Below are 20,217 nucleotides of genomic sequence, written 5' to 3' on the forward strand. Positions count from 1 at the left end.
CTGTCCGGTCATCCGACCCCGGGGGAGTGGGAGAAGCTTGTGAAGATCCTGATCAGCGCCGACATGGAGGGCGCCACCGGCGTGACCTGGCCGGCCGACGTGCTGCCCGGCACCCCGCAGTGGGAGCGGTGCCGGGCGATGTTCACCTCGGACGTCAACGCCGCCGTGCTCGGGTTCTTCGACGGCGGCGCCGACGACGTGCTCATCAACGAGGCGCACTGGACGATGCGCAACCTGCTCCTTGAGCAGCTGGACGACCGGGTGGAGATGCTCACCGGCCGCCACAAGTCGCTCTCCATGGTGGAGGGCGTGCAGCACGACGACGTCGACGGCATCGCGTTCATCGGCTACCACGCGGGCGCCGGCATGGAGGGCGTCCTCGCACACACCTACCTCGCCAACCAGATCACCGGCGTGTGGGTCAACGGCGTCCGGGCCAGCGAGGGCCTGCTCAACTCGCACGTCGTGGCCGAGTACGGCGTCCCCGTCGTGCTCGTCACCGGCGACGACCTGGCCTGCGAGGACGCCCTCGGCTACGCGCCCGGCGCGCTCAAGGTCGCGGTCAAGGACCACGTCTCGCGGTACGCCGCTGTCTGCCGCACCCCGGCCCGCACCGCCGCGGACATCCGCGCCGCAGCGAAGGAGGCCGCCGCGCTGGCCGTGCGCCACGAACCGGTGCACGACGGGCCGTTCACCGTCGAGGTCGAGTTCGACGCCGAGCACCTCGCCATGGCGTCGACCGTCGTGCCGGGGGTGCGCCGTACGGGGGAGCGCAAGGTCGCGTACGACAGCGAGACGATGTACGAGGGGATCCGTACCTTCAAGGCGGTTACGACGATCGCCTCTGCCGCCGTGGAGGAGCAGTATGGCTGACCAGCAAGTGCGGGACGTGCAGCAGAAGCCCGGCGATCACGTGGACGCGCGGGCGCTCGACGAGGTCGTGACGTTCACCTCCGACCTCATCCGCATCGACACCACCAACCGCGGCGGCGGCGACTGCCGCGAGCGGCCCGCCGCCGAGTACGCGGCCGAGCGCCTCGCCGACGCGGGCCTCGAACCCACCCTCCTGGAGCGCACTCCGGGCCGCACCAACGTCGTCGCCCGCATCGAGGGCACGGACCCGGGTGCCGACGCCCTGCTCGTCCACGGGCACCTGGACGTCGTGCCCGCGGAGGCCGCCGACTGGAGCGTCGACCCGTTCTCCGGCGAGGTCCGCGACGGCGTCGTCTGGGGCCGCGGCGCCATCGACATGAAGAACATGGACGCGATGATCCTGTCCGTGGTCCGGCAGTGGGCCCGCGCGGGGGTGCGGCCCCGGCGCGACCTCGTGATCGCCTTCACCGCCGACGAGGAGGCCAGCGCCGCCGACGGGTCCGGCTTCCTCGCCGACCGGCACGCCGCGCTCTTCGAGGGCTGCACGGAGGGCATCAGCGAGTCGGGTGCCTTCACCTTCCACGACGGCCGCGGCAACCAGATCTACCCCATCGCGGCGGGGGAGCGCGGCACGGGTTGGCTCAAGCTCACCGCGCGCGGCAAGGCGGGCCACGGCTCGAAGGTCAACCGCGCCAACGCGGTCAGCAGGCTGGCCGGCGCCATCGCCCGCATCGGCGAGCACCGCTGGCCGGTCCGGCTCTCCCCGACCGTGCGCGCCTCGCTCGTCGAACTGGCCGCGCTCTACGGCCTGGAGACCGACCCCGACGCGCCGGGCTACGACGTGGACGCCTTCATGGAGAAGCTCGGCCCGACCGCCGACCTCGTCGCGCCGACCGTCCGCAACAGCGCGAATCCGACGATGCTGCAGTCGGGTTACAAGGTCAATGTGATCCCTGGGGAGGCAGTGGCGTACGTGGACGGCCGCTTTCTGCCGGGCGGCGAGGAAGAGTTCCAACGAACGCTTGACCGACTCACGGGGCCTGACGTCGACTGGGAGTTCCACCACCGCGAGGTGGCGCTGCAGGCGCCGGTCGACTCGCCGACGTACGCGCGCATGAGGGCGGCCGTCGAGGAGTTCGCGCCGGAGGGCCACGTCGTGCCGTACTGCATGTCGGGCGGTACGGACGCCAAGCAGTTCTCGCGGCTGGGCATCACCGGCTACGGCTTCTCGCCGCTGAGGACACCGGAGGGCTTCGACTACCAGGCGCTCTTCCACGGAGTCGACGAGTGCGTCCCGGTCGACGCGCTGCACTTCGGCGTCCGTGTCCTCGACCGCTTTCTGCGTACGGCCTAGGAAAAATGGGGGAAGAGAAGGACATGATGCAGACCCTGGCGTACGGATCATGGCCGTCGCCGATCGACGCCGAGCTCGCCGCGACCCACGACGGCGCCCCGGGGTTCGTGGGCTTCGTGGGCGCCGAGACCTGGTGGACCGAGCCCCGCCCCACCGAGGCGGGCCGGCGCGCGCTCGTGCGGCGCATGCCCGACGGCGAGGAGCGCACGGTGCTGCCCGCGCCGTGGAACGTGCGCAGCCGCGTCGTCGAGTACGGGGGCCGCCCCTGGGCCGGGGCCGAGCGCCCCGAGGGTCCGCTCGTGGTCTTCGTCGACTTCGCCGACCAGCGCCTGTACGCGTACGAGCCCGACACCCCCGGCGACGGACCGAGACCCCTGACCCCGGTCTCCGGCACCGGCGGCGGACTGCGCTGGGTCGACCCCGTCCTGCGCCTGGACCGGGGCGAAGTCTGGTGCGTCCTCGAGGAGTTCACCGGCGAGGCACCGACCGACGTGCGGCGCGTCATCGCCGCGGTACCGCTCGACGGAACGGCGGCCGGGGACCGCGGCGCCGTGCGCGAACTGTCCGACGGCAGGCACCGGTTCGTCACCGGCCCTCGCCTGTCGCCCGACGGCGCCCACGCCGCCTGGATCGGCTGGGACCACCCGCGCATGCCGTGGGACGGCACGGAGCTGACGCTCGCCGAGGTGCGCGACGACGGCACGTTCGGCACGGCCCGTACGTTCGCGGGCGGCCCCGAGGAGTCGGTCGCGCAGGTCGAATGGGCCCACGACGGGCGGCTGCTGTTCGCCAGCGACCGCACCGGCTGGTGGAACCTGTACCGGGCCGACCCGCGCGACACCGCCGACGTCCAGTCGCTCTGTCCGCGCCAGGAGGAGTTCGCGGGCCCCCTGTGGCAGGTCGGCTGGAACTGGTTCGCCCCGCTGGAGAGCGGACTGATCGCCGTCGTGCACGGCAAGGGCGCCACCGCGCTCGGCATACTCGACCCCGAGACGGGCGAGGTCGTCGACGCCGCGGGACCCTGGACGGAGTGGGCCTCGACGGTCGCCGCGCACGGATCGCGCGTCACCGGCATCGCCGCGAGCCCCCGCAGCGCGTACGAGGTCGTGGAGCTGGACACCTGCACCGGCCGCGCCCGCGTCGTCGGCGCCGCCCACGACGACCCGGTGGACCCCGCGTACTACCCGGAACCGCACATCCGCACCTTCTACGGACCCGCCGGACGCGAGATCCACGCGCACGTCTACCCGCCGCACCACCCCGGCCACGTCGCACCCGACGACGAACTCCCGCCGTACGTGGTGTGGGCGCACGGCGGGCCCACCGGCCGCGCGCCCCTCGTGCTCGACCTGGCCATCGCCTACTTCACCTCGCGCGGCATCGGCGTCGCCGAGGTCAACTACAGCGGCTCCACCGGATACGGCCGCGCCTACCGCAACCGGCTGCGCGAACAGTGGGGCATCGCCGACGTCGACGACTGCGCCGCCGTCGCCCTCGCCCTCGCCGACGAGGGGACCGCCGACCGCGCCCGCCTCGCCGTCCGCGGCGGCAGCGCGGGCGGCTGGACCACCGCCGCCTCCCTGACCTGCACGGACGTCTACGCCTGCGGGACGATCAGCTACCCGGTGCTCGACCTCACGGCGTTCGCCTCGGGGGAGACCCACGACCTGGAATCCCAGTACCTGGAATCCCTCGTGGGCCCGCTCGACGCCGTGCCCGGACGGTACGCGGAACGCTCACCGGCCCGCCACGCCGAACTGATCACCGCGCCGTTCCTGCTGCTCCAGGGCCTCGACGACGTCATCTGTCCGCCCGCCCAGTCCGAGCGGTTCCTCGCCAGGATGGAGGGGCGCGGCGTCCCGCACGCCTACATCGCCTTCGAGGGCGAGGGACACGGATTCCGCCGCGCCGACACCCTGGTCCGCGCCCTGGAGGCCGAACTCTCCCTGTACGCGCAGGTGTTCAGGATCGACCTCGCGGGACGCGTCCCCACCCTGGAGCTCGCCAAGTGAGACCCCTCGTACGGCCCGCGCGCCTCATGCCCGGCGCGCGGGTGGCCGTCGTCGCGCCGAGCGGCCCCGTCCCCGACGACCGCCTCGACGCGGGCCTGGACATCCTGCGCGGCTGGGACCTGGAACCCGTCGTCGCCCCCCATGTCCGCGACCGGCACGGGGAGTTCGGCTACCTCGCGGGGGCGGACGCCGACCGCGCCCGCGACCTGGAACAGGCGTGGTGCGATCCGTCCGTGGCCGCCGTCTTCTGCGCCCGCGGCGGATACGGCGCCCAGCGCATGGTGGACCTCGTCGACTGGCAGGCCATGCGGTGCGCGACCCGGGCCGCCGGGCCCAAGGTGTTCCTCGGCTACAGCGACATCACCGCACTGCACGAGGCCTTCGCCGCCCGCCTCGGCGTCGCCACCCTGCACGGTCCGATGACCGCCACGGTCGGCTTCCTCAAGAACGCCCGCGCTCAGGAACATCTGCGCACGACACTCTTCGCGCCGGAGGAGGCCCGCGTCATCCGGGCCGGGTCCCCGCACGCCGCGGCCCTCGTCGGCGGCCGGGCCCGCGGTGTCACGCTCGGCGGCTGTGTGTCGCTGCTCGCCGCCGACCTCGGCACGCCCACGGCCAGGACCTCCGCCCGCGGGGGCCTGCTCTGCATCGAGGACATCGGCGAGGAGGCGTACCGCATGGACCGGATCCTCACCCAACTCCTGCGCGCCCGCTGGCTCGACGGGGTAGCGGGAATCGCGCTGGGGTCATGGGAGGAGTGCGGGGACCGCGACGAACTGCGGGCGCTCTTCGCGGACCGGCTCGGCGGGCTCGGCGTGCCGGTGGCGGAGGAGTTCGGGTTCGGGCACTGCGAGGGGGCGTTGACCGTGCCGTTCGGGGTGGCGGGCGAACTCGACGCGGACGCGGGGACGTTGACGCTGGACGAGCCCGCGCTCGTCTGACCGCCCCGCATCGGCGCTCTCCGCCTCTTTCGCGGAGTTTCACGGAATCTCCCGCCAGAAACCGCTGTCACAGCCGTTGACCTCAACATGACACGTGTCACAGCATGACTCCGCCGGTGCATACCGGCCAGTAGTCGCCGGTCGTCGGCCGTCCTCAGCGTGGAGGTCCCCTTGTCCCGTCGCCGTGCCCTGACCCTCGCCACCGCGGCGGCACTCGCCGCGCCGCTCGCGCTCGCCGCACCCGCCCCGGCGAGCGCGACGGGGCAGTACACCGTCACCGCCCTGAAGTTCACCGTCCAGGCGGGCGGCCGGAACTGCACCATCGACGCGGACCTGTACCGGCCCGCCGGGGTGGACGCCGCGCACCCCGCACCGGCCGTCGTCACCACGAACGGGTTCGGCGGCAGCAAGTCCGACGGGACCGCCGCGACCGGGAAGGCCTTCGCCGAGCGCGGCTACGTCTCGCTCGTCTACTCCGGCCTCGGCTTCGGCAGGTCCGGGTGCCTGATCTCCCTGGACGACCCGGAGATCGACGGCCGGGCGGCCTCCGGGCTCATCGACTTCCTCGGCGGCGAGCGGGCCGCCGACGACGGGACCAGGGCCGACTACGTCACCGCCGACGCGGACGGCGACCCGCGCGTCGGCATGATCGGCGGATCGTACGGCGGCGCCGTCCAGATGGCGACGGCCGCCGTGGACCACCGCGTCGACGCCCTCGTCCCGATGATCACATGGAACGACCTGGCGTACTCCCTCGACCCGAACAACGCGACCGACCGCAGGGTCCTCGGCGCCGCCAAGTGGCAGTGGATGAACGGCTTCTACCTCATCGGCGAGGGCCAGCCCCTGCTCGTCCCCGACCTGGACCCCTCCCGCGTCAACCGCCTGGGCTGCCTGCACTTCGTCACCAAGGCCTGCGACACGATCCGCACCCTCAACTCCGGCCGCTACCCGGCCGACAGGACCGAGGCGCTCCAGAAGTTCGCGCGCGGTGTCTCCCCGGTCTCCTACCTCGACAAGGTGAAGGCGCCGACGCTCCTCGTACAGGGGCAGGCCGACAGCCTCTTCAACCTCAGCGAGGCCGAGGCGACGTACAAGACGCTCAAGAACCAGGGCACCACCGCCAAGATGATCTGGCAGTCCTGGGGCCACAGCGGCGGCATGACCGACCCGGCGTCCGGCGAGCTCAACCTGGGCGAGGGCAACCTCGAGACCTCGTACGTCGGCAAACGCATCCTCGCCTGGTTCGACCGCTACCTCCACGGGAACAAGGGCGCCGACACCGGACCCGCCTTCGCCTACTACCGCGACTGGATCGGCGACCCGGCCAGCACCTACGCGAGCGCCCCCGACGTCCCCGCGCGCAACCGCACGCTCTACCTGTCCGGCGACGGCAAGCTCGTCGACAACCGGAAGAAAGTGACCCGCGGCAGCCGCGAGTACCGCAACTGGCTTGTCCCCACCAGCCACTCCGAGTCCTCGCTCGCCGGGATGATCGGGCTGCCCGACCCGGCGCCGCACGACACCAGGGGCACCTACCTCGACTGGACGACCGAACCCCTCACCGACGCCGTGGACGTCGTCGGCGCGCCCGAGGCGACCCTCGAGGTGATCTCGCCGAGGACGGAGCGCGTACAGCACTCCGGTGACGCCGCCGACAAGCTCGTCCTCTTCGCCAAGCTGTACGACGTCGCGCCCGACGGCAAGAAGACCCTCGTCCACCGCCTCGTCTCCCCGGTGCGGGTGCCGGACGTCACCAAACCGTTCAAGGTGTCGCTGCCCGGCATCGTGCACCGCTACGAGAAGGGCCACAGGTTGCAGTTCGTGGTGGCGGCGAGCGACGGGGCGTACGGCGGCAACCGGGGCGTCAAGCCCGTCACCGTGACCAGCGCGCCCGAGGACACCGGCGTCCTGAAGCTGCCGGTCGTCCGCCACTGAGACCCGCGGCGGCCGCGCGCCGGCGTCACCCGTACGGCCCACCGACCCACCCCGGAGGCACCTCCACCGCGCGCTCCGCTCCCCGGCTGCCCATGCTGGGGAGCGGGGGAGGCCGGCGTACCTCCGACGGAAGGGTCCACAGCATGAGCCCCAACACCTCCACGGGCGGCTCCCAGGACGGCGGGCTGATGACACCCGGCAGGGTGGCCGTCGCCGCGGTCGTCGTCCTCACCCTCGTCTTCATCTTCGAGAACACCCGCAGCACCAAGATCCGCCTGCTCATCCCCGAGGTGACCGTCCCGCTGTGGATGGCCCTGCTCGGCACGGGACTGATCGGCGCGCTGTGCGGGGCCTACTTCATGCGGAGGCGGCGGTGAGGGCGCGGCTCGCACGGGTGCGCACGGTGGCGGGCGGCGCGGTCGCGGCCACCCCGACGGCCGTCACCGACGATCACCCTCGGCAAGGCCGAGACCGGCGAACAGTGCCCCAGGCCCTGAGAGCCCGCCCCTGCGGATAGCGTGGCCGGATGTCCGCACCTCGTCCCTTCCTCGCCCAAGGCCCCCGCGTGGGCATACGTCCTCTCGCCCTCGCCGACGGTGCGGAGTTCACCGCACGCGCGCACCAGAGCCGGGAGCTGCACCACCCCTGGCTCTTCCCGCCGTGCACCGACGACACCTTTCGCGCCTACGCCGGGACGGTCATCGAGGACCCCGCCAAGGAGGGGTTCGTCGTCTGTGAGCGGGACGGTGGCGCCGTCGCCGGATTCATCAACATCAACAACATCGTCCGCGGCGGCTTCCACTGCGGAGCCCTCGGCTACGGAGCCTTCGCGCACGCCGCCGGGCGCGGCCTGATGAGCGAGGGGCTCGGGCTCGTCCTCACGTACGCCTTCGAGGAACTCGGCCTGCACCGCCTGGAGGCCAACATCCAGCCGGGCAACGCGGCTTCGATCGCACTGGTCCGCCGCGCCGGCTTCCGCCTCGAAGGCTTCTCGCCGGACTTCCTCTTCATCGACGGGGCCTGGCGCGACCACGAACGCTGGGCCATCACCGCCGACATGCGGCCATCTCCGCCCCGCTCTTCCGTTCGACGAGACCGGCAGTGTTGAAAGCGCCCGCGTACGTCGCACAGGATGGGCGCCATGCGGAATATCGTGCTCGTCGACGCCCCCTCCAACCTGGGCCTGCGCCCGCCCGCCCCCGGCACCGTGCCCGGCTGCTACAAGCTGGCCGGAGCCCTGCGGGAGCGGGGCATCCTGCGCCGTCTCGGCGCCTTCGAGGGCGGCGTGGTCGTGCCGCCCCGCTACGACCGCGGTGACTGGCGGGAAGGCGACGGCGTCTTCAACGCCGCCGCCATCGCCTCCTACACCCGCAAGCTCGCCGACCGCATCGAACACCACGTGCGCGGCGAGGACTTCGTCGTCGTCCTCGGCGGCGACTGCTCGATCCAGTTGGGTGCGGCGCTCGCCCTGCGCCGCATCGGGCGCTACGGCATCGCGTCCATCGACGGCTCCGCCGACTTCCGGCACCCGGGCAACTCCGACCGCATCGGCGCCGCGGGCGGCGAGGAGCTCGCCCTCGCGACGGGACGCGGCCAGGAGGACCTCACCGACCTCGAAGGGCTGCGGCCCTACGTCCGCGACGAGGACGTCTGCATCTTCGGTCTCAGGGACGGCGACGAGGACCGCGCGGAGTTCACCGATCTGAAGATCGCCAACGCCACCGTCGGCGAACTGCGCAAGTGGGGCGAGGAGAACATCGCCCGCGCCGTCGCCCAGACGCTGGAGGAACCCGAACTCGACGGCTTCTGGGTGCACCTGGACGCCGACGTGCTCGACCCGTCCGTGATGCCCGCCGTCGACAGCCCCGACCCCGGCGGCCTGTTCGCCGAGGAACTCCTCGCCCTGCTGCGGCCGTTCGTCCGCTCACCGCGCTGCGTCGGCCTCAACGTCACCATCTACGACCCCGACCTCGACCCCGACGGCAAGGCGGGCGACCTGCTCACCGACGTGATCGTGGAGGCTTTTGCACAATCCTGACCTGGGCGGCCCCTGGCCGACGCCCCGCCGACCGTGTTCCATGGTGATCGTGAAGACGACCGTGCGACGCGACGTACTGACCCTGCCCGCAGCCGCGCCGGGGCCTGAGAACCCGCTGCCGCCGCTGCTGCCCCTGCGGAACGTGCACACCCTCGACGAGCGCGCCAAGGAAGGGCTGCCGCGCGACATGGCGCGGCAGCTCGGCTACGCACCGCTGAGCTCCCCGCTGCCCACCCGGGTCCTCGACGCGTACGGACGCGAACGCACCGACACGGCGCTCGACGTGATCGTCGTGGAGAACGCCCGGCTGCGCGCCACCGTCCTGCCCGGCTACGGCGGCCGCGTCCACTCCCTCCTGCACAGACCGACAGGCCGTGAGCTGCTGTACCGCAACCCGGTGCTGCAGCCCGCCGCCTTCGCCCTCAACGGCGCCTGGACCTCCGGCGGCATCGAGTGGAACATCGGCGCGACCGGTCACACCACCCTGTCCTGCGCCCCCGTGCACGCGGCCCGCGTGCGGGCGCCCGACGGCGGCGAGATGCTCCGCCTGTGGGAGTGGGAGCGGCTGCGCGACCTGCCCTTCCAGGTCGACCTGTGGCTGCCGGAGGAGTCCGACTTCCTGCACGTCGGCGTCCGGATCCGCAACCCGCACGAGAAGGCCGCCCCCGTCTACTGGTGGTCGAACATCGCGGTGCCCGACGAGCGCAGGGTGCTCGCCCCGGCCGACGAGGCCTGGCACTTCGCGTACACGGGCGCGCTGCGCAAGGTGCCGGTCCCGGAGTTCGAGGGCGCCGACCGGACGTACCCGCGGAACAGCGAGTACCCCGCCGACTACTTCTACGACGTGCCCGACGGCGCACGCCGCTGGGTGGCCGCACTCGACGACGCGGGACACGGACTCGTCCAGACCTCCACCGACCTGCCGCGCGGCCGCAAGCTCTTCGTCTGGGGGACCGGCACCGGCGGCCGCCGCTGGCAGGAGTGGCTCACCGAACCCGGCACGGGCGGCTACGCGGAGATCCAGTCGGGTCTCGCGCGCACCCAGCTGGAGCACGTACGCCTGGACGCGGGGGCCGAGTTCAGCTGGCTGGAGTCGTACGGGCCGCTGTCCGCGTCCGCCGACCGCGTGCACGGGGAGTGGGCGGACGCCCGGGACGAGGTCGCGGCACGTCTCGCCGACGCGCTGCCCCGCGAGGCGGTCGACGCGGCCCACGAGGCGTGGCTGACCTCCGCCGACACCGAACCCGGCGAGGTGCTCGCCACAGGGTCGGGCTGGGGCGCCCTCGAAGTCCTGCGCGCCGGGCACAAGTTGCCGGGCACGCCCTTCGCCGAGTCGACCATCGGACCCGACCAGGCGCCGTGGCTCGAGCTGCTGCACACGGGCGCCGTGCCCGAGCCGCGCAAGGTGGCGCCGCCCGGGCCGACGCTCGTCGCGCCGCACTGGCGGGACATGCTGGAGACGGCGCCCGCGCGCCCGCTCGCCGAGTACCACCTGGGCGTCGCCCAATGGCACGCCGGCGACCGGGCGCAGGCCGTCCGCAGCTGGGAGCGCGGCCTCGAACTCGCCCCGTCGCGCTGGCCGTTGCTGCGCTGTCTCGCCGTCGCCGACCAGGCCGAGGGCAACACCGAACGGGCCGCCGACCGGTACGCGGAAGCCTTCGACGACCTGTGCCAGGAGCGCCGCGACGACGGACCCGTGTGGTCGGTGGCCACCGCCGCGCTCGGCCGTGAAGCCATCACCGGGCTGCTCGCCGCGCACCGCACGGAAGCGGCCCGCGCGGTCTGGGACCGCCTGCACGAGGCGACCCGCGCCGAGGGTCGCTTCCGCCTCCTCGAAGCGCAACTCCTGCACGCGGAGGGCGACATGGACGGCGTCCGCGCCGTCTTCGACTCCGGATTCGAGGCGGCGGACCTCCGCGAGGGCGCGGAGACGCTGGGCGACCTGTGGACGGCGGCGACGGGCGAGGCGGTACCGGAGCGGTACGACTTCCGCATGCGCCCGGCGGAGGGCTGAACGGGTCCCGGTTCTCAGACGAGTTCGCCGTCGCGGGCCACGACCCGGCCGCCGTGCACCACCATGTCCCGCTGCGGCATGTCCACGATCGCCTGCGGGATGTTCTCGCCGCGTACGAGGATGAAGTCGGCCGGGGCGCCCGGGGTGAAGTCCGCGTGGCGCAGGCCCATCACGTCCGCGCCGCCGTGGGCACCCACGAGATAGCAGTCCGTGAGCTCCTCGTCGAGGCGGACGTCGGTGACCCAGCCGAGTATGTGCGTGCGGTGCAGCATGTCCGCGTTGCCGAACGGGCTCCACGCGTCCCGCACGCCGTCGGAGCCGAGGCCGACGCGCACCCCGTGCTCCCGCAGCCTCGCGATCGGCAGGACCAGCGACTCGTTCGGCGCCACCGTCGTCAGGGAGATGTCGAGCTCGCCCAGGTCGGCGGCGATCTTCCCCAGGTCGCCGTCGGACAGGTTCGGCAGGCAGAAGACATGACTGACCGTCACCTTGCCGCGCAGGGACAGCGCGCGGGTGCGGTCGATGATGGAGCGCAGCACCTTCGTGCCCTTCTCGTCCCGGTCGTGCAGGTGGATGTCCACCCCCATGCCGTGCCGGTCCGCCAGACCGAAGACCAGGTCGAGCTGCTCGTCCATCGCGTGGTCGAAGCTGATCGGGTCGATGCCGCCGACGAAGTCGACGAGACCGGAGCGCGCGGCCTCCTCCAGGAGCTCCGCGGTGCCGGGCGCGCGGACCACGCCGTGCTGCGGGAACGCCACGATCTGCACGTCGAGGGCGTGCCGCAGCCGGTCACGCGCGTGCGCGACGCCTTCGAGGCCCGCCAGGTCGTAGGCCGGCGCCACGTCGGCGTGGGCCCGCATCGCGCGGGTGCCGCGCGTCACGGCGTGCGCCATCAGGCCGTACGCGCGCTCACCGACCGGGCGCCGCTGGCTCTTGAACAGCTCCACGTCCTGGGCGCAGTAGTCGGCGATGCCGCTCGCCGGCTTCCGCGTCACCCAGGAGCCGCCCCACGTCGTCTTGTCGGGGTGGATGTGCGCGTCCACGAGGGAGGGCAGCGCCACCCGGCCGCCGCCCTCGACGACCTTGGCGCCCCTGGGCGCGGGCCCGTCGGAGATCCGGCCGTCGACCACGGTGAGGTCCACGGGGGTCCGCGCGCCGAGCGGGCGCACGTTGCGGAAGACGACGGCCTTGCCGTGGCTGTGGCCGTGGCCCTGGCCGTGCCGGCGGTCGGCGGACTCGCGCGCGTCGGCGGCCGCGGTCGCGGTGCCGGACGGCAGGGCGGCTCCGGTGCCGGCCAGGGCGGCGGCGCCGGTGATCATGCCGCGGCGGGACAGGGGCGTCATGGGGACTCCTGGAGTGCTCGTGGGCCCGCGCAGGGGGAGGCGGGAGCGGAGGGGGAGCGTCCGCCAGTTTGTATACCAAGAGTCCGGGCGGCAGCAAGGGTGGGAGGGAACTGCGTGGGAGATTGCGCAGGTAATCCCGAATGGTTCCCAAGTGGGTGGTGTGCTCGGTATACAACCTGCCTCAAGAGGCGGGGCGATCAGGGCAGCTATAGCGTGACTCGCATCCGCCGCTACGGGGACAGCTAGGAGACCGCCATGTCATTGCAGGTGAGCGCCGTCATGCTCGGCGTCGAGGACCTGGACCGCGCCAAGAGGTTCTACGTCGACGGGCTGGGCTGCGAGGTCGACCAGGACTATCCGGGCTTCGTCCGGTGCAGTCTGGGGCCGGGGTCGTCGATGCTGGCGCTGTACGAGTGGGAGGCGGCCGCGCAGGACGCGGGTGTCCCTCCGGAGGGAGCCGGATTCCGCGGCGTCTCGCTGCACTACCTCACTGACTCCCGGAACGAGGTGGACGAGACCGTGCAGGCTGCGGAGTCCGCGGGCGGCACCGTGGTGAGGGAACCGTCCGCCACGGAGTGGGGCGGCTACTTCGGCTACTTCAGCGACCCGGACGGCCACCTGTGGAAGGTCGCCACCGCCGTGTGACCGCGCACCACGGTCACACGGGGTCGCTCTCGTCGAACAGCGACCGCAGCGCCACCGTCCGGCTGTCCCGTACGTGGAGCAGCGTGCTCGCCGCCGCCGTGTCCTCGTCGCCCGCCGCGATCCGCTCGTAGATGAGCCGGTGCTGGGCCCGCATGTGGCCGGGCTCGGCGCGCATCCCGAACAGGAGCTGCAACTGCCAGCTCAGCTGCTCCATCGTGCGGGCCAGCAACGGATTGCCGGAGAGGGCGACGATGCCCTCGTGGAACGCCGTGTGGGCGGCGACCTCGCGCGCCCCGTCGTCCGCGTCCGACGCCCGCTCGGCGTGGCCGAGCGAGGCACGGAGCGCGGCCAGACCGGGCGGCTCGTCCGGCGCGCGGTGCGCCACCTGTCGCGCGGCGAGCCGGGACGCCTGGACGGCGAGGGGCTCCCACACCTCGTACAGATGCCGTACGTCGTCGGGCTCCAGGCGCCGTACCCGCACACCGCTGTGCGGCAGCAGCTCCAGCAGGCCTTCGGCGACCAGGGAGCGCAGGGCCTCGCGGACGGGGACGCGGGACATCTGAAGCTCCTCGGCGACCTCCCGCTCCACCAGACGCGCGCCGAGGGCGTAGCGGCGGTCGACGATGCGCTGCCGTACCGCCTCGCGGGCCCGGGCGCTCAGCGACGTCCGTTCGGCGCCGCCCGTCGCCGCGCCACTCGTCGTACCGCCCGCCACGCGCACCGTCCTCCGCTCGACCGGGCCGCCACGGCCCGGCGGGACGCCCGTCCCGCCGTGGAGAATACGGGTCAGGCCTCGGTGACGCGGCGGTCCACGTACTCGAAGACGGAGCCGTCCGGGTGCATCGCGATGAGGTTGCGGCCCGCGGGGGTCGGGACCGGGCCCGCGATGACGCGCGCGCCGGACGCGTTCAGGACCGTGTACGCCTCGTCGACGTCCTTGACCGCGATGGTCGCGGAGACCTTGCGGAGCACCTCCAGCTCGTGCTCCGGACCGCTCATCAGCAGGAAGCAGCCGATCGCCGCGACGGAGACGCCGCCGCGCTCGAAGCGCATCGCCTTGCCGCCCGCGAGCCGTTCGTAGAACGCGACCGAGGACTCCAGGTCCTCGACGCAGATCCGCAGCGTGGTTCCCAGGATCTCCATGGTCGGAACGATTTCATGACTGACCGCCCGCTCGCCACCGCCTCCGGCGAGAAGATCCCCCGACTCCGTTCCCCAACTCCGTTCGGTGCCAAGCGCGTCGGAGGACGGCACCGTTCGGTGCCGCCCTCCGTTCGCCGTACCGGCCCTGATTCAGGACTGGGGACGGCTGCCGTGGTTCGCGCCGTTCTTGCGGCGGGCCTTCTTCTTGCGGCGTCGCTTCGAGGACATGGATACCTCCGTGTTTCCGATGGTGCTTCCCGGGTGCGAATCCGGACGATCACGCGCCGCCTACCCTAGGGGACAACCGGCCATGGTGTGTCCTGCGTCACTCTGTGGGGTCGGGGTTGCACGCGGGGTGTTCCCGTTAAGCCGCCGGTCGGCCGGGTACCCGGGCGCCATGACTGGTCCAGAGAATCCACTGTCCGGCCTCGACAAGGGCCTGACCGACGAACTGGTGCGCACGATCCGCGCCGAACTGCGCGAGGAGTTCCGCGAGCAGACCAGGAAGCAGCGGCGCAAGGCCACGCTGTACGCGGCGTCCGGCGCCGCCGCCCTCTACGCGGGCGCCGCGGCCGCCCTGGCCCTCGGCCTCGTCATCGAGCTCGGCCTGCCCGGCTGGGCCGCGGCCCTCATCGTGGCCGCGGTGCTCGGCGCGGCGGCGTTCCTGCTGCGCAACGCGGCACGGTCGGGCCCCGGCCGGGACGCCAGGACCTCGGCCGCGGGCACCCGCACGGCCGAGGCGCTGCCCGAGCCGGGCGGCAGTGGCCTGACAACCTCCACCACTCCCGCGGCCTCCACCACTCCCGCGGCCCCCACCACTCCCGCGGCCCCCACCACTCCCGCGGCCCCCACCGTCCCGCCGGGCGGACCCGACACCCCCGACGTACCGCCGATGCCGTCCGCCGCGCCCTCGACGGGCCGCGCGGGCGTCCGGCCGTGGGGCCGCGCCGCCGACGGGTCCGGGTCATGATGGCCGTATGGCGGCAGAGGATGTCGAACGCACGGAGGACGGCCACTTCATCATCGTCAAGGGACGACGGTGGCGGGCCACCGATCCAGGCCTCGCCGAGGACGTGCGGGAGCGGCTGGTCCGTCACCTGATGGCGGCCCGCCGTGCGGTCGCCGCCGCCGGTGACGACGGAGCGGCGCGCACGGCGGCCCGGGCCCGCGTGCAGCTGGCGAAGACGGGCCTCGGGGAGCGCGGCACGGCGTGGTGGGAACTGCCGCCCGCCGAACGCGAGGAACGCGCGGACGACAGCCTGCGCCGCCTCGACGAGCACCGCGACGAGCCCTGAGTCGGCTCTCCCTCCAGGAAGATCGCGTTGCCCTCGATGTCCTGCGCCACGACGCACCACTCGTTCGGGAACGCGCCGGAAGTACCTGCGCTGACCGAAGCACCTGCGCCGACAGCCGACAGGGGCGCGAGGCGGTCACACGACCCGGAACTCCTCGACGTCCCCCGTGCGCAGCTCGAGACCGTGTCCGACGCCCCCGTCGGGGCGGACGACGCCGCCGGTCGGGTCGAGCGCCCCGTCGAAGAACAGCGACTCGATGCGCACGTGGTCGTGGAACCACTCGATGTGCCGCAGGTTCGCCACGCACGCGGCGGCCGCGGCATGCGCGTGCGGGGCGCCGTGCGCGGAGACCTCCAGGCCGTGCGCCTGCGCGAGGGCCGCCGCGCGCAGCCACTCCGTGAGGCCACCACAGCGCGTCGCGTCGACCTGGAGGCAGTCCACGGAGGGGATCATGCGGGCGAAGTACGGGAGGTCGTAGCCGTACTCTCCCGCCGTCACGTCGCACACCAGCGCGTCCCTGACCAGCGCGAGCCCCCGCAGGTCGTCCGACGACACCGGCTCCTCGAACCAGCCCACGCCGTGCTCGGCGAGGACCCGGCCCACCCGGACCGCCTGCTTGCGCGTGTAGCCGCCGTTCGCGTCGACGTACAGCTCGGCCTGCGGGCCGGTGACGTCCCGCGCGGTGCGGACCCGGGACACGTCGCGGGCGGCCGCCCTGCCCCACCCCTCACCTATCTTGATCTTGACGCGCGGGATGCGCTGGCCGTGCACCCAGCCGTTCAGCTGCGCCGCCAGATGCGTGTCGTGGTACGTCGTGAAGCCCCCGCTCCCGTACACGGGGACCTCGTCGCGGGCCGCCCCGAGGAGGCGTACGAGAGGCAGCTCCAGAAGGCGTGCCTTCAGGTCCCACAGAGCGATGTCGAGCGCCGAGATCGCGCATCCGGCGGCGCCGGCGCGGCCCGTGTTGCGGACGGCCTTCGTCATCGCGTCGTGCGCGGCGGGAATGTCGAGGGCGTCGAGGCCCTGGACGACGGGGACGAGCACCTCGTCCATCAGGGCGGCCACGGACGCGGGGGCGTAGGTCCACCCGGTCCCCGTCGCGTCGCCCGCCGTGACCTCGGCGACGACGATGGTCGTGGTCTCCCAGGCGAGGGTGCCGTCGGCCTCCGGCGCGTCCGCGGGCACCGTGTACGCGGAGACGGCGGGTCGTTCAATGGGGACTTCGTGCTTCATTCGGACCGTTCCTCAGTCGTACCCGTAGGGCGTCAACGGCGGGTGCCGTCACCCGGTGTGGCAGGCGGCGCGCCCTGGACCTGCGGCAGCACCTTCGTGCGGTAGAAGTCGAAGAAGCCCCGCTGGTCCGGGCCGATCTGGCCCACGTACACCCGGTCGAAGCCGGCGTCGGCGTACGCGGTGAGCGCCGCGACGTGCTCGTCGACGTCGTCGCCGCACGTGAAGGACGAGGCGGCCGCCTCCTCGGTGACCAGCGGCTCCAGCTGCTCGAAGTGGCGGGGCGTCGGCAGGATCTGACCCATCTCGCCGGGCAGCAGCTGACTGCCCCACAGGTCGCGTGCCCGGCGCACCGCCTCCTCGCGGTCCAGGCCGTGACAGACCTTGAGGCCGCCGCTGACCGGCTTTCCGCCGCCACCGCCCTTGCGGTAGTGCGAGACCAGCGTCTCGTCCGGCGTCATGGTCGCGAACCCGTCGCCGATGCGTGCCGCGAGCGCCGTCGCCTTGGGGCCGAAGCCGGAGATGTCGATGGGCACGGGCTCGTCCGGCACGGTGTACAGGCGGGCGTTCTCAACGGTGTAGTGCGTGCCCCGGTGGTTGACCTCCGCGCCGGTGAAGAGGTTCCGCATGACCTGGACCGCCTCCTCCAGCATCTCGAGGCGGACGTGGACCGGGGGCCACGGGCCGCCCGTGATGTGCTCGTTGAGCGCCTCGCCCGTGCCGACACCGAGCCGGAAGCGGCCACCCGTCAGCACCGCGCTCGTCGCCGCGGCCTGCGCCACGACCGCCGGGTGCATACGGACCGTCGGACAGGTCACCGCGGTCTGCACGGGCAGCGACACCGCCTCCGCGAGCGCCCCGATCACCGACCAGACGAACGGGCTCTGGCCCTGGGACGCGGTCCACGGGTGGTAGTGATCGGAGATCCACAGCGACTCGAACCCGGCTTGCTCAGCCATGCGGGCCTGCTCGACCAGCTCTGCGGGGCCGAACTCCTCGGTCGCCAGGAAGTATCCGTACTCGGCCATGAGGGTGCACCTCCGGTGCGGCGGGCGGAGCAGGGTGGGCGGATACGGCTGCGAGTAACCCCGCGACGCGCGCGCAAACGGCGCCCGCGCGGTGTTCCTCAGGGCTTCCGCCCGGTGAACCGCCCCGTGCGGCACCGTGTTTGGCGGCCTCCGCGCAGGGGCACGCGTGGGGTCCCGACCCCGCCGGATTCGACCCCTTTCGACCCGCCGGAGACGCACCGTGAGCCGAAACCACATCGTCGTCGGAACCGGCTTCGTCGGCTACCGCACCGCCCGCACCCCGTCCCGCCCGGCGGCCACGCCCGGCAACCGTGTCCGCGTCGCCGCGGACGCGCTCCTGGGCTCCGTACTCCCGCGCCAGGCCGTCCAGTTGGGTCTGGCCCGCGCCCGGTCGGTCCCCCCGGAACCCGCCTCGCCCGAGGTGGCCCGCCTTCCGCACCCGGACGACCGCCCCTCACGAGCCCCCGAGCACCCGCCACCCAAGGAGGCCCCCCATGCCCAGCAGCAGTGACCAACTCGCATCCATCGCCCGGCAGTTGCGCGTCGACTCCGTCCGCGCCGCGGCCGCCGCCGGATCCGGCCACCCCACCTCGTCGATGTCCGCAGCCGACCTGATGGCGGTCCTCATCGGACGCCATCTGCACTACGACTTCGACCGGCCTGACCACCCCGGCAACGACCGGTTCATCCTCTCCAAGGGACACGCCTCGCCGCTCCTGTACGCCGCGTACAAAGCGGCCGGGGCGGTCACCGACGACGAGCTGCTCACCTTCCGCGAGCAGGGCAGCCGCCTCCAGGGGCACCCCACACCGCGCGCCCTGCCGTGGGTCGAGGTCGCCACCGGCTCGCTCGGGCAGGGACTCCCGGTCGGCGTCGGCATGGCCCTGTCCGGGAAGCGGCTCGACCGGATCCCGTTCCGCGTCTGGGTGCTGTGTGGTGACAGCGAACTCGCGGAGGGATCCGTGTGGGAGGCCGCCGAGCACGCCGGGTACGAGCACCTCGACAACCTCACCGCGATCGTCGACGTCAACCGCCTCGGCCAGCGCGGCCCCACCCGACACGAATGGCAGCTCAGCGCCTACGCCGACCGGTTCAGGGCCTTCGGCTGGCACGTCGTCGAGGCGGACGGCCATGACATCGACGCCGTCGACCGCGCCTGCCAGGAAGCGGCCTCCACCATCGGGCAGCCCACCGTCATCCTCGCCCGCACCGTCAAGGGCAAGGGCGTCGCCTCCGTGGAGAACCGCGAGGGCCTGCACGGCAAGCCGCTGCCGGACGCCGACGCGGCCGTCGAGGAACTGGGCGGCGTACACGACGTACGCGTGGAGATGCGCAGGCCCGCCGCCGCCCGCGCCATGCACGCCGTGCGCAGCGGCCACCTCGAACTGCCGCGCCACGCCCTGGGCGACGCCGTCGCCACCCGCACCGCGTACGGCCAGGCGCTCGCCGCGCTCGGCACCGCGCGCGGCGACGTGGTGGCCCTGGACGGCGAGGTCGGCGACTCGACCAGGACGGAGTACTTCGCCAAGGAACACCCCGACCGGTTCTTCGAGTGCTACATCGCCGAGCAGCAACTCGTCGCCGCTGCCGTGGGGTTGGCGGCGCGCGGCTGGGTGCCGTACGCGTCGACGTTCGCCGCGTTCCTCACCCGCGCCCACGATTTCGTGCGGATGGCGGCGGTGAGCGGCGCCGACATCAACCTCGTCGGCTCGCACGCCGGCGTCGCGATCGGCGAGGACGGCCCGTCGCAGATGGGCCTGGAGGACCTGGCGCTGTTCCGCGCGGTGCACGGCTCCACGGTCCTGTACCCGTGCGACGCCCATCAGACGGGACAGCTCGTCGCGTCCATGGCCGGACTCGACGGAATCAGCTATCTGCGTACGTCACGCGGGGACTCGCCCGTCATCTACGGGCCCGACGAGGAGTTCCCCGTCGGCGGCTCCAAGGTGCTGCGCTCCAGCGACGCCGACCGGATCACTGTCGTCGCCGCGGGCGTGACGGTCCACGAGGCGCTGGCCGCCGCGGAGGCGCTGGACCGTGAGGGCATCGCGGTGCGCGTCGTCGACCTGTACTCCGTCAAACCCGTCGACCGGCGCACCCTGCGCGAGGCCGCCGAACGCACCGGCTGCCTCATGACCGTCGAGGACCACCGGGAACAGGGCGGCCTCGGCGACGCGGTCCTCGACGCGTTCACCGACGGCCGGCCGGTACCGCGCCTGGTGCGTCTCGCGGTGCGGACGATGCCGGGCTCGGCGTCGCCCGAGGAGCAGCTGCGCGCCGCGGGCATCGACGCGGAGTCGATCGCGGCGGCGGCCCGCCTCCTGGTGGAGGAGGGAGTCGTCCGGTGACTCCGGCGGCTGCCG

General features: G+C 73.0%; 20 protein-coding genes. 14 read left to right on the forward strand and 6 right to left on the reverse strand.

All coding sequences use genetic code 11. The features are described from left to right. Positions 1–39 precede the first annotated feature (39 nt). The 9 genes from AC07DO_RS29530 (at position 40) to AC07DO_RS29570 (ending at position 11,170) form a co-directional block, all read left to right on the forward strand. Positions 40–873 carry a M55 family metallopeptidase gene (locus AC07DO_RS29530; protein WP_479063770.1) on the forward strand — a complete coding sequence of 278 codons (834 nt, stop codon included), beginning with the start codon at positions 40–42 and terminating at the stop codon, positions 871–873. Further along, positions 866–2,227, forward strand: a complete 1,362-nt coding sequence (locus tag AC07DO_RS29535; protein WP_479063771.1) for a M20/M25/M40 family metallo-hydrolase — start codon at positions 866–868, stop codon at positions 2,225–2,227. Before AC07DO_RS29530 ends, AC07DO_RS29535 begins: the two co-directional genes overlap by 8 nt. Before the next feature lie 26 nt (positions 2,228–2,253). Next, on the forward strand, positions 2,254–4,239 hold the full coding sequence (locus AC07DO_RS29540) for a prolyl oligopeptidase family serine peptidase (protein ID WP_479064183.1): 1,986 nt from the start codon (positions 2,254–2,256) through the stop codon (positions 4,237–4,239). Continuing rightward, a complete protein-coding gene (locus AC07DO_RS29545; RefSeq protein ID WP_479063772.1) occupies positions 4,236–5,180 on the forward strand; it encodes a S66 peptidase family protein in 945 nt (314 codons plus the stop codon). Before AC07DO_RS29540 ends, AC07DO_RS29545 begins: the two co-directional genes overlap by 4 nt. A gap of 171 nt (positions 5,181–5,351) precedes the next feature. Further along, on the forward strand, positions 5,352–7,118 hold the full coding sequence (locus tag AC07DO_RS29550) for a CocE/NonD family hydrolase (protein WP_479063773.1): 1,767 nt from the start codon (positions 5,352–5,354) through the stop codon (positions 7,116–7,118). A 143-nt stretch (positions 7,119–7,261) separates the two neighbouring features. Next, positions 7,262–7,495 carry a LapA family protein gene (locus tag AC07DO_RS29555; RefSeq protein WP_479063774.1) on the forward strand — a complete coding sequence of 78 codons (234 nt, stop codon included), beginning with the start codon at positions 7,262–7,264 and terminating at the stop codon, positions 7,493–7,495. Positions 7,496–7,644: 149 nt separating this feature from the next. Next, on the forward strand, positions 7,645–8,226 hold the full coding sequence (locus AC07DO_RS29560) for a GNAT family N-acetyltransferase (RefSeq protein WP_479063775.1): 582 nt from the start codon (positions 7,645–7,647) through the stop codon (positions 8,224–8,226). 33 nt (positions 8,227–8,259) lie between these two features. Then, positions 8,260–9,156, forward strand: a complete 897-nt coding sequence (locus tag AC07DO_RS29565) for an arginase family protein (protein WP_479063776.1) — start codon at positions 8,260–8,262, stop codon at positions 9,154–9,156. 40 nt (positions 9,157–9,196) lie between these two features. Next, positions 9,197–11,170 carry a DUF5107 domain-containing protein gene (locus AC07DO_RS29570; RefSeq protein ID WP_479063777.1) on the forward strand — a complete coding sequence of 658 codons (1,974 nt, stop codon included), beginning with the start codon at positions 9,197–9,199 and terminating at the stop codon, positions 11,168–11,170. 14 nt (positions 11,171–11,184) lie between these two features. Here AC07DO_RS29570 and AC07DO_RS29575 read toward each other — a convergent pair whose 3' ends face one another. Then, entirely contained in the window at positions 11,185–12,513 is a 1,329-nt protein-coding gene (locus tag AC07DO_RS29575; protein WP_479063778.1) for an amidohydrolase, read from the reverse strand. 255 nt (positions 12,514–12,768) lie between these two features. On the opposite strand from AC07DO_RS29575, the gene AC07DO_RS29580 reads away from it, so the two are divergent. After that, the gene (locus AC07DO_RS29580; RefSeq protein WP_479063779.1) at positions 12,769–13,158 is read left to right on the forward strand and encodes a VOC family protein; all 390 of its coding nucleotides are present in this window, start codon (positions 12,769–12,771) and stop codon (positions 13,156–13,158) included. Positions 13,159–13,171: 13 nt separating this feature from the next. Here the strand turns inward: AC07DO_RS29580 and AC07DO_RS29585 are convergent, their stop codons facing one another. The 3 genes from AC07DO_RS29585 to AC07DO_RS29595 all read right to left on the reverse strand — a co-directional run bounded on the left by AC07DO_RS29585 (position 13,172) and on the right by AC07DO_RS29595 (position 14,529). Next, the gene (locus AC07DO_RS29585) at positions 13,172–13,873 is read right to left on the reverse strand and encodes a GntR family transcriptional regulator (RefSeq protein ID WP_479063780.1); all 702 of its coding nucleotides are present in this window, start codon (positions 13,871–13,873) and stop codon (positions 13,172–13,174) included. A 71-nt stretch (positions 13,874–13,944) separates the two neighbouring features. Then, positions 13,945–14,301: a VOC family protein gene (locus tag AC07DO_RS29590; RefSeq protein WP_479063781.1), complete on the reverse strand. Its 357-nt coding sequence runs from the start codon at positions 14,299–14,301 to the stop codon at positions 13,945–13,947. A 150-nt stretch (positions 14,302–14,451) separates the two neighbouring features. Next, complete coding sequence (locus AC07DO_RS29595; protein ID WP_370443954.1) at positions 14,452–14,529, reverse strand: 50S ribosomal protein bL37; 78 nt, start codon at positions 14,527–14,529, stop codon at positions 14,452–14,454. A gap of 169 nt (positions 14,530–14,698) precedes the next feature. Here AC07DO_RS29595 and AC07DO_RS29600 point away from each other — a divergent pair, with 169 nt between their 5' ends. Together AC07DO_RS29600 and AC07DO_RS29605 are read left to right on the forward strand one after the other, a co-directional pair. Continuing rightward, positions 14,699–15,271: a phage holin family protein gene (locus AC07DO_RS29600; RefSeq protein WP_479063782.1), complete on the forward strand. Its 573-nt coding sequence runs from the start codon at positions 14,699–14,701 to the stop codon at positions 15,269–15,271. A 7-nt stretch (positions 15,272–15,278) separates the two neighbouring features. Next, on the forward strand, positions 15,279–15,596 hold the full coding sequence (locus tag AC07DO_RS29605; RefSeq protein WP_479063783.1) for a hypothetical protein: 318 nt from the start codon (positions 15,279–15,281) through the stop codon (positions 15,594–15,596). 135 nt (positions 15,597–15,731) lie between these two features. On the opposite strand, the gene AC07DO_RS29610 is transcribed toward AC07DO_RS29605, so the two are convergent. Continuing rightward, on the reverse strand, positions 15,732–16,829 hold the full coding sequence (locus AC07DO_RS29610) for an enolase C-terminal domain-like protein (RefSeq protein ID WP_479063784.1): 1,098 nt from the start codon (positions 16,827–16,829) through the stop codon (positions 15,732–15,734). Between the two features lie 32 nt (positions 16,830–16,861). Beyond that, complete coding sequence (locus AC07DO_RS29615) at positions 16,862–17,854, reverse strand: TIGR03557 family F420-dependent LLM class oxidoreductase (protein WP_479063785.1); 993 nt, start codon at positions 17,852–17,854, stop codon at positions 16,862–16,864. Between the two features lie 220 nt (positions 17,855–18,074). Here AC07DO_RS29615 and AC07DO_RS29620 point away from each other — a divergent pair, with 220 nt between their 5' ends. After that, complete coding sequence (locus tag AC07DO_RS29620; RefSeq protein WP_479063786.1) at positions 18,075–18,365, forward strand: hypothetical protein; 291 nt, start codon at positions 18,075–18,077, stop codon at positions 18,363–18,365. Next, on the forward strand, positions 18,349–20,202 hold the full coding sequence (locus AC07DO_RS29625) for a transketolase (protein ID WP_479063787.1): 1,854 nt from the start codon (positions 18,349–18,351) through the stop codon (positions 20,200–20,202). The genes AC07DO_RS29620 and AC07DO_RS29625 overlap by 17 nt, the downstream gene beginning before the upstream one ends. The last annotated feature ends 15 nt before the right edge of the window (positions 20,203–20,217 follow it).

This window comes from Streptomyces sp. NPDC045678 (genome assembly GCF_056432085.1).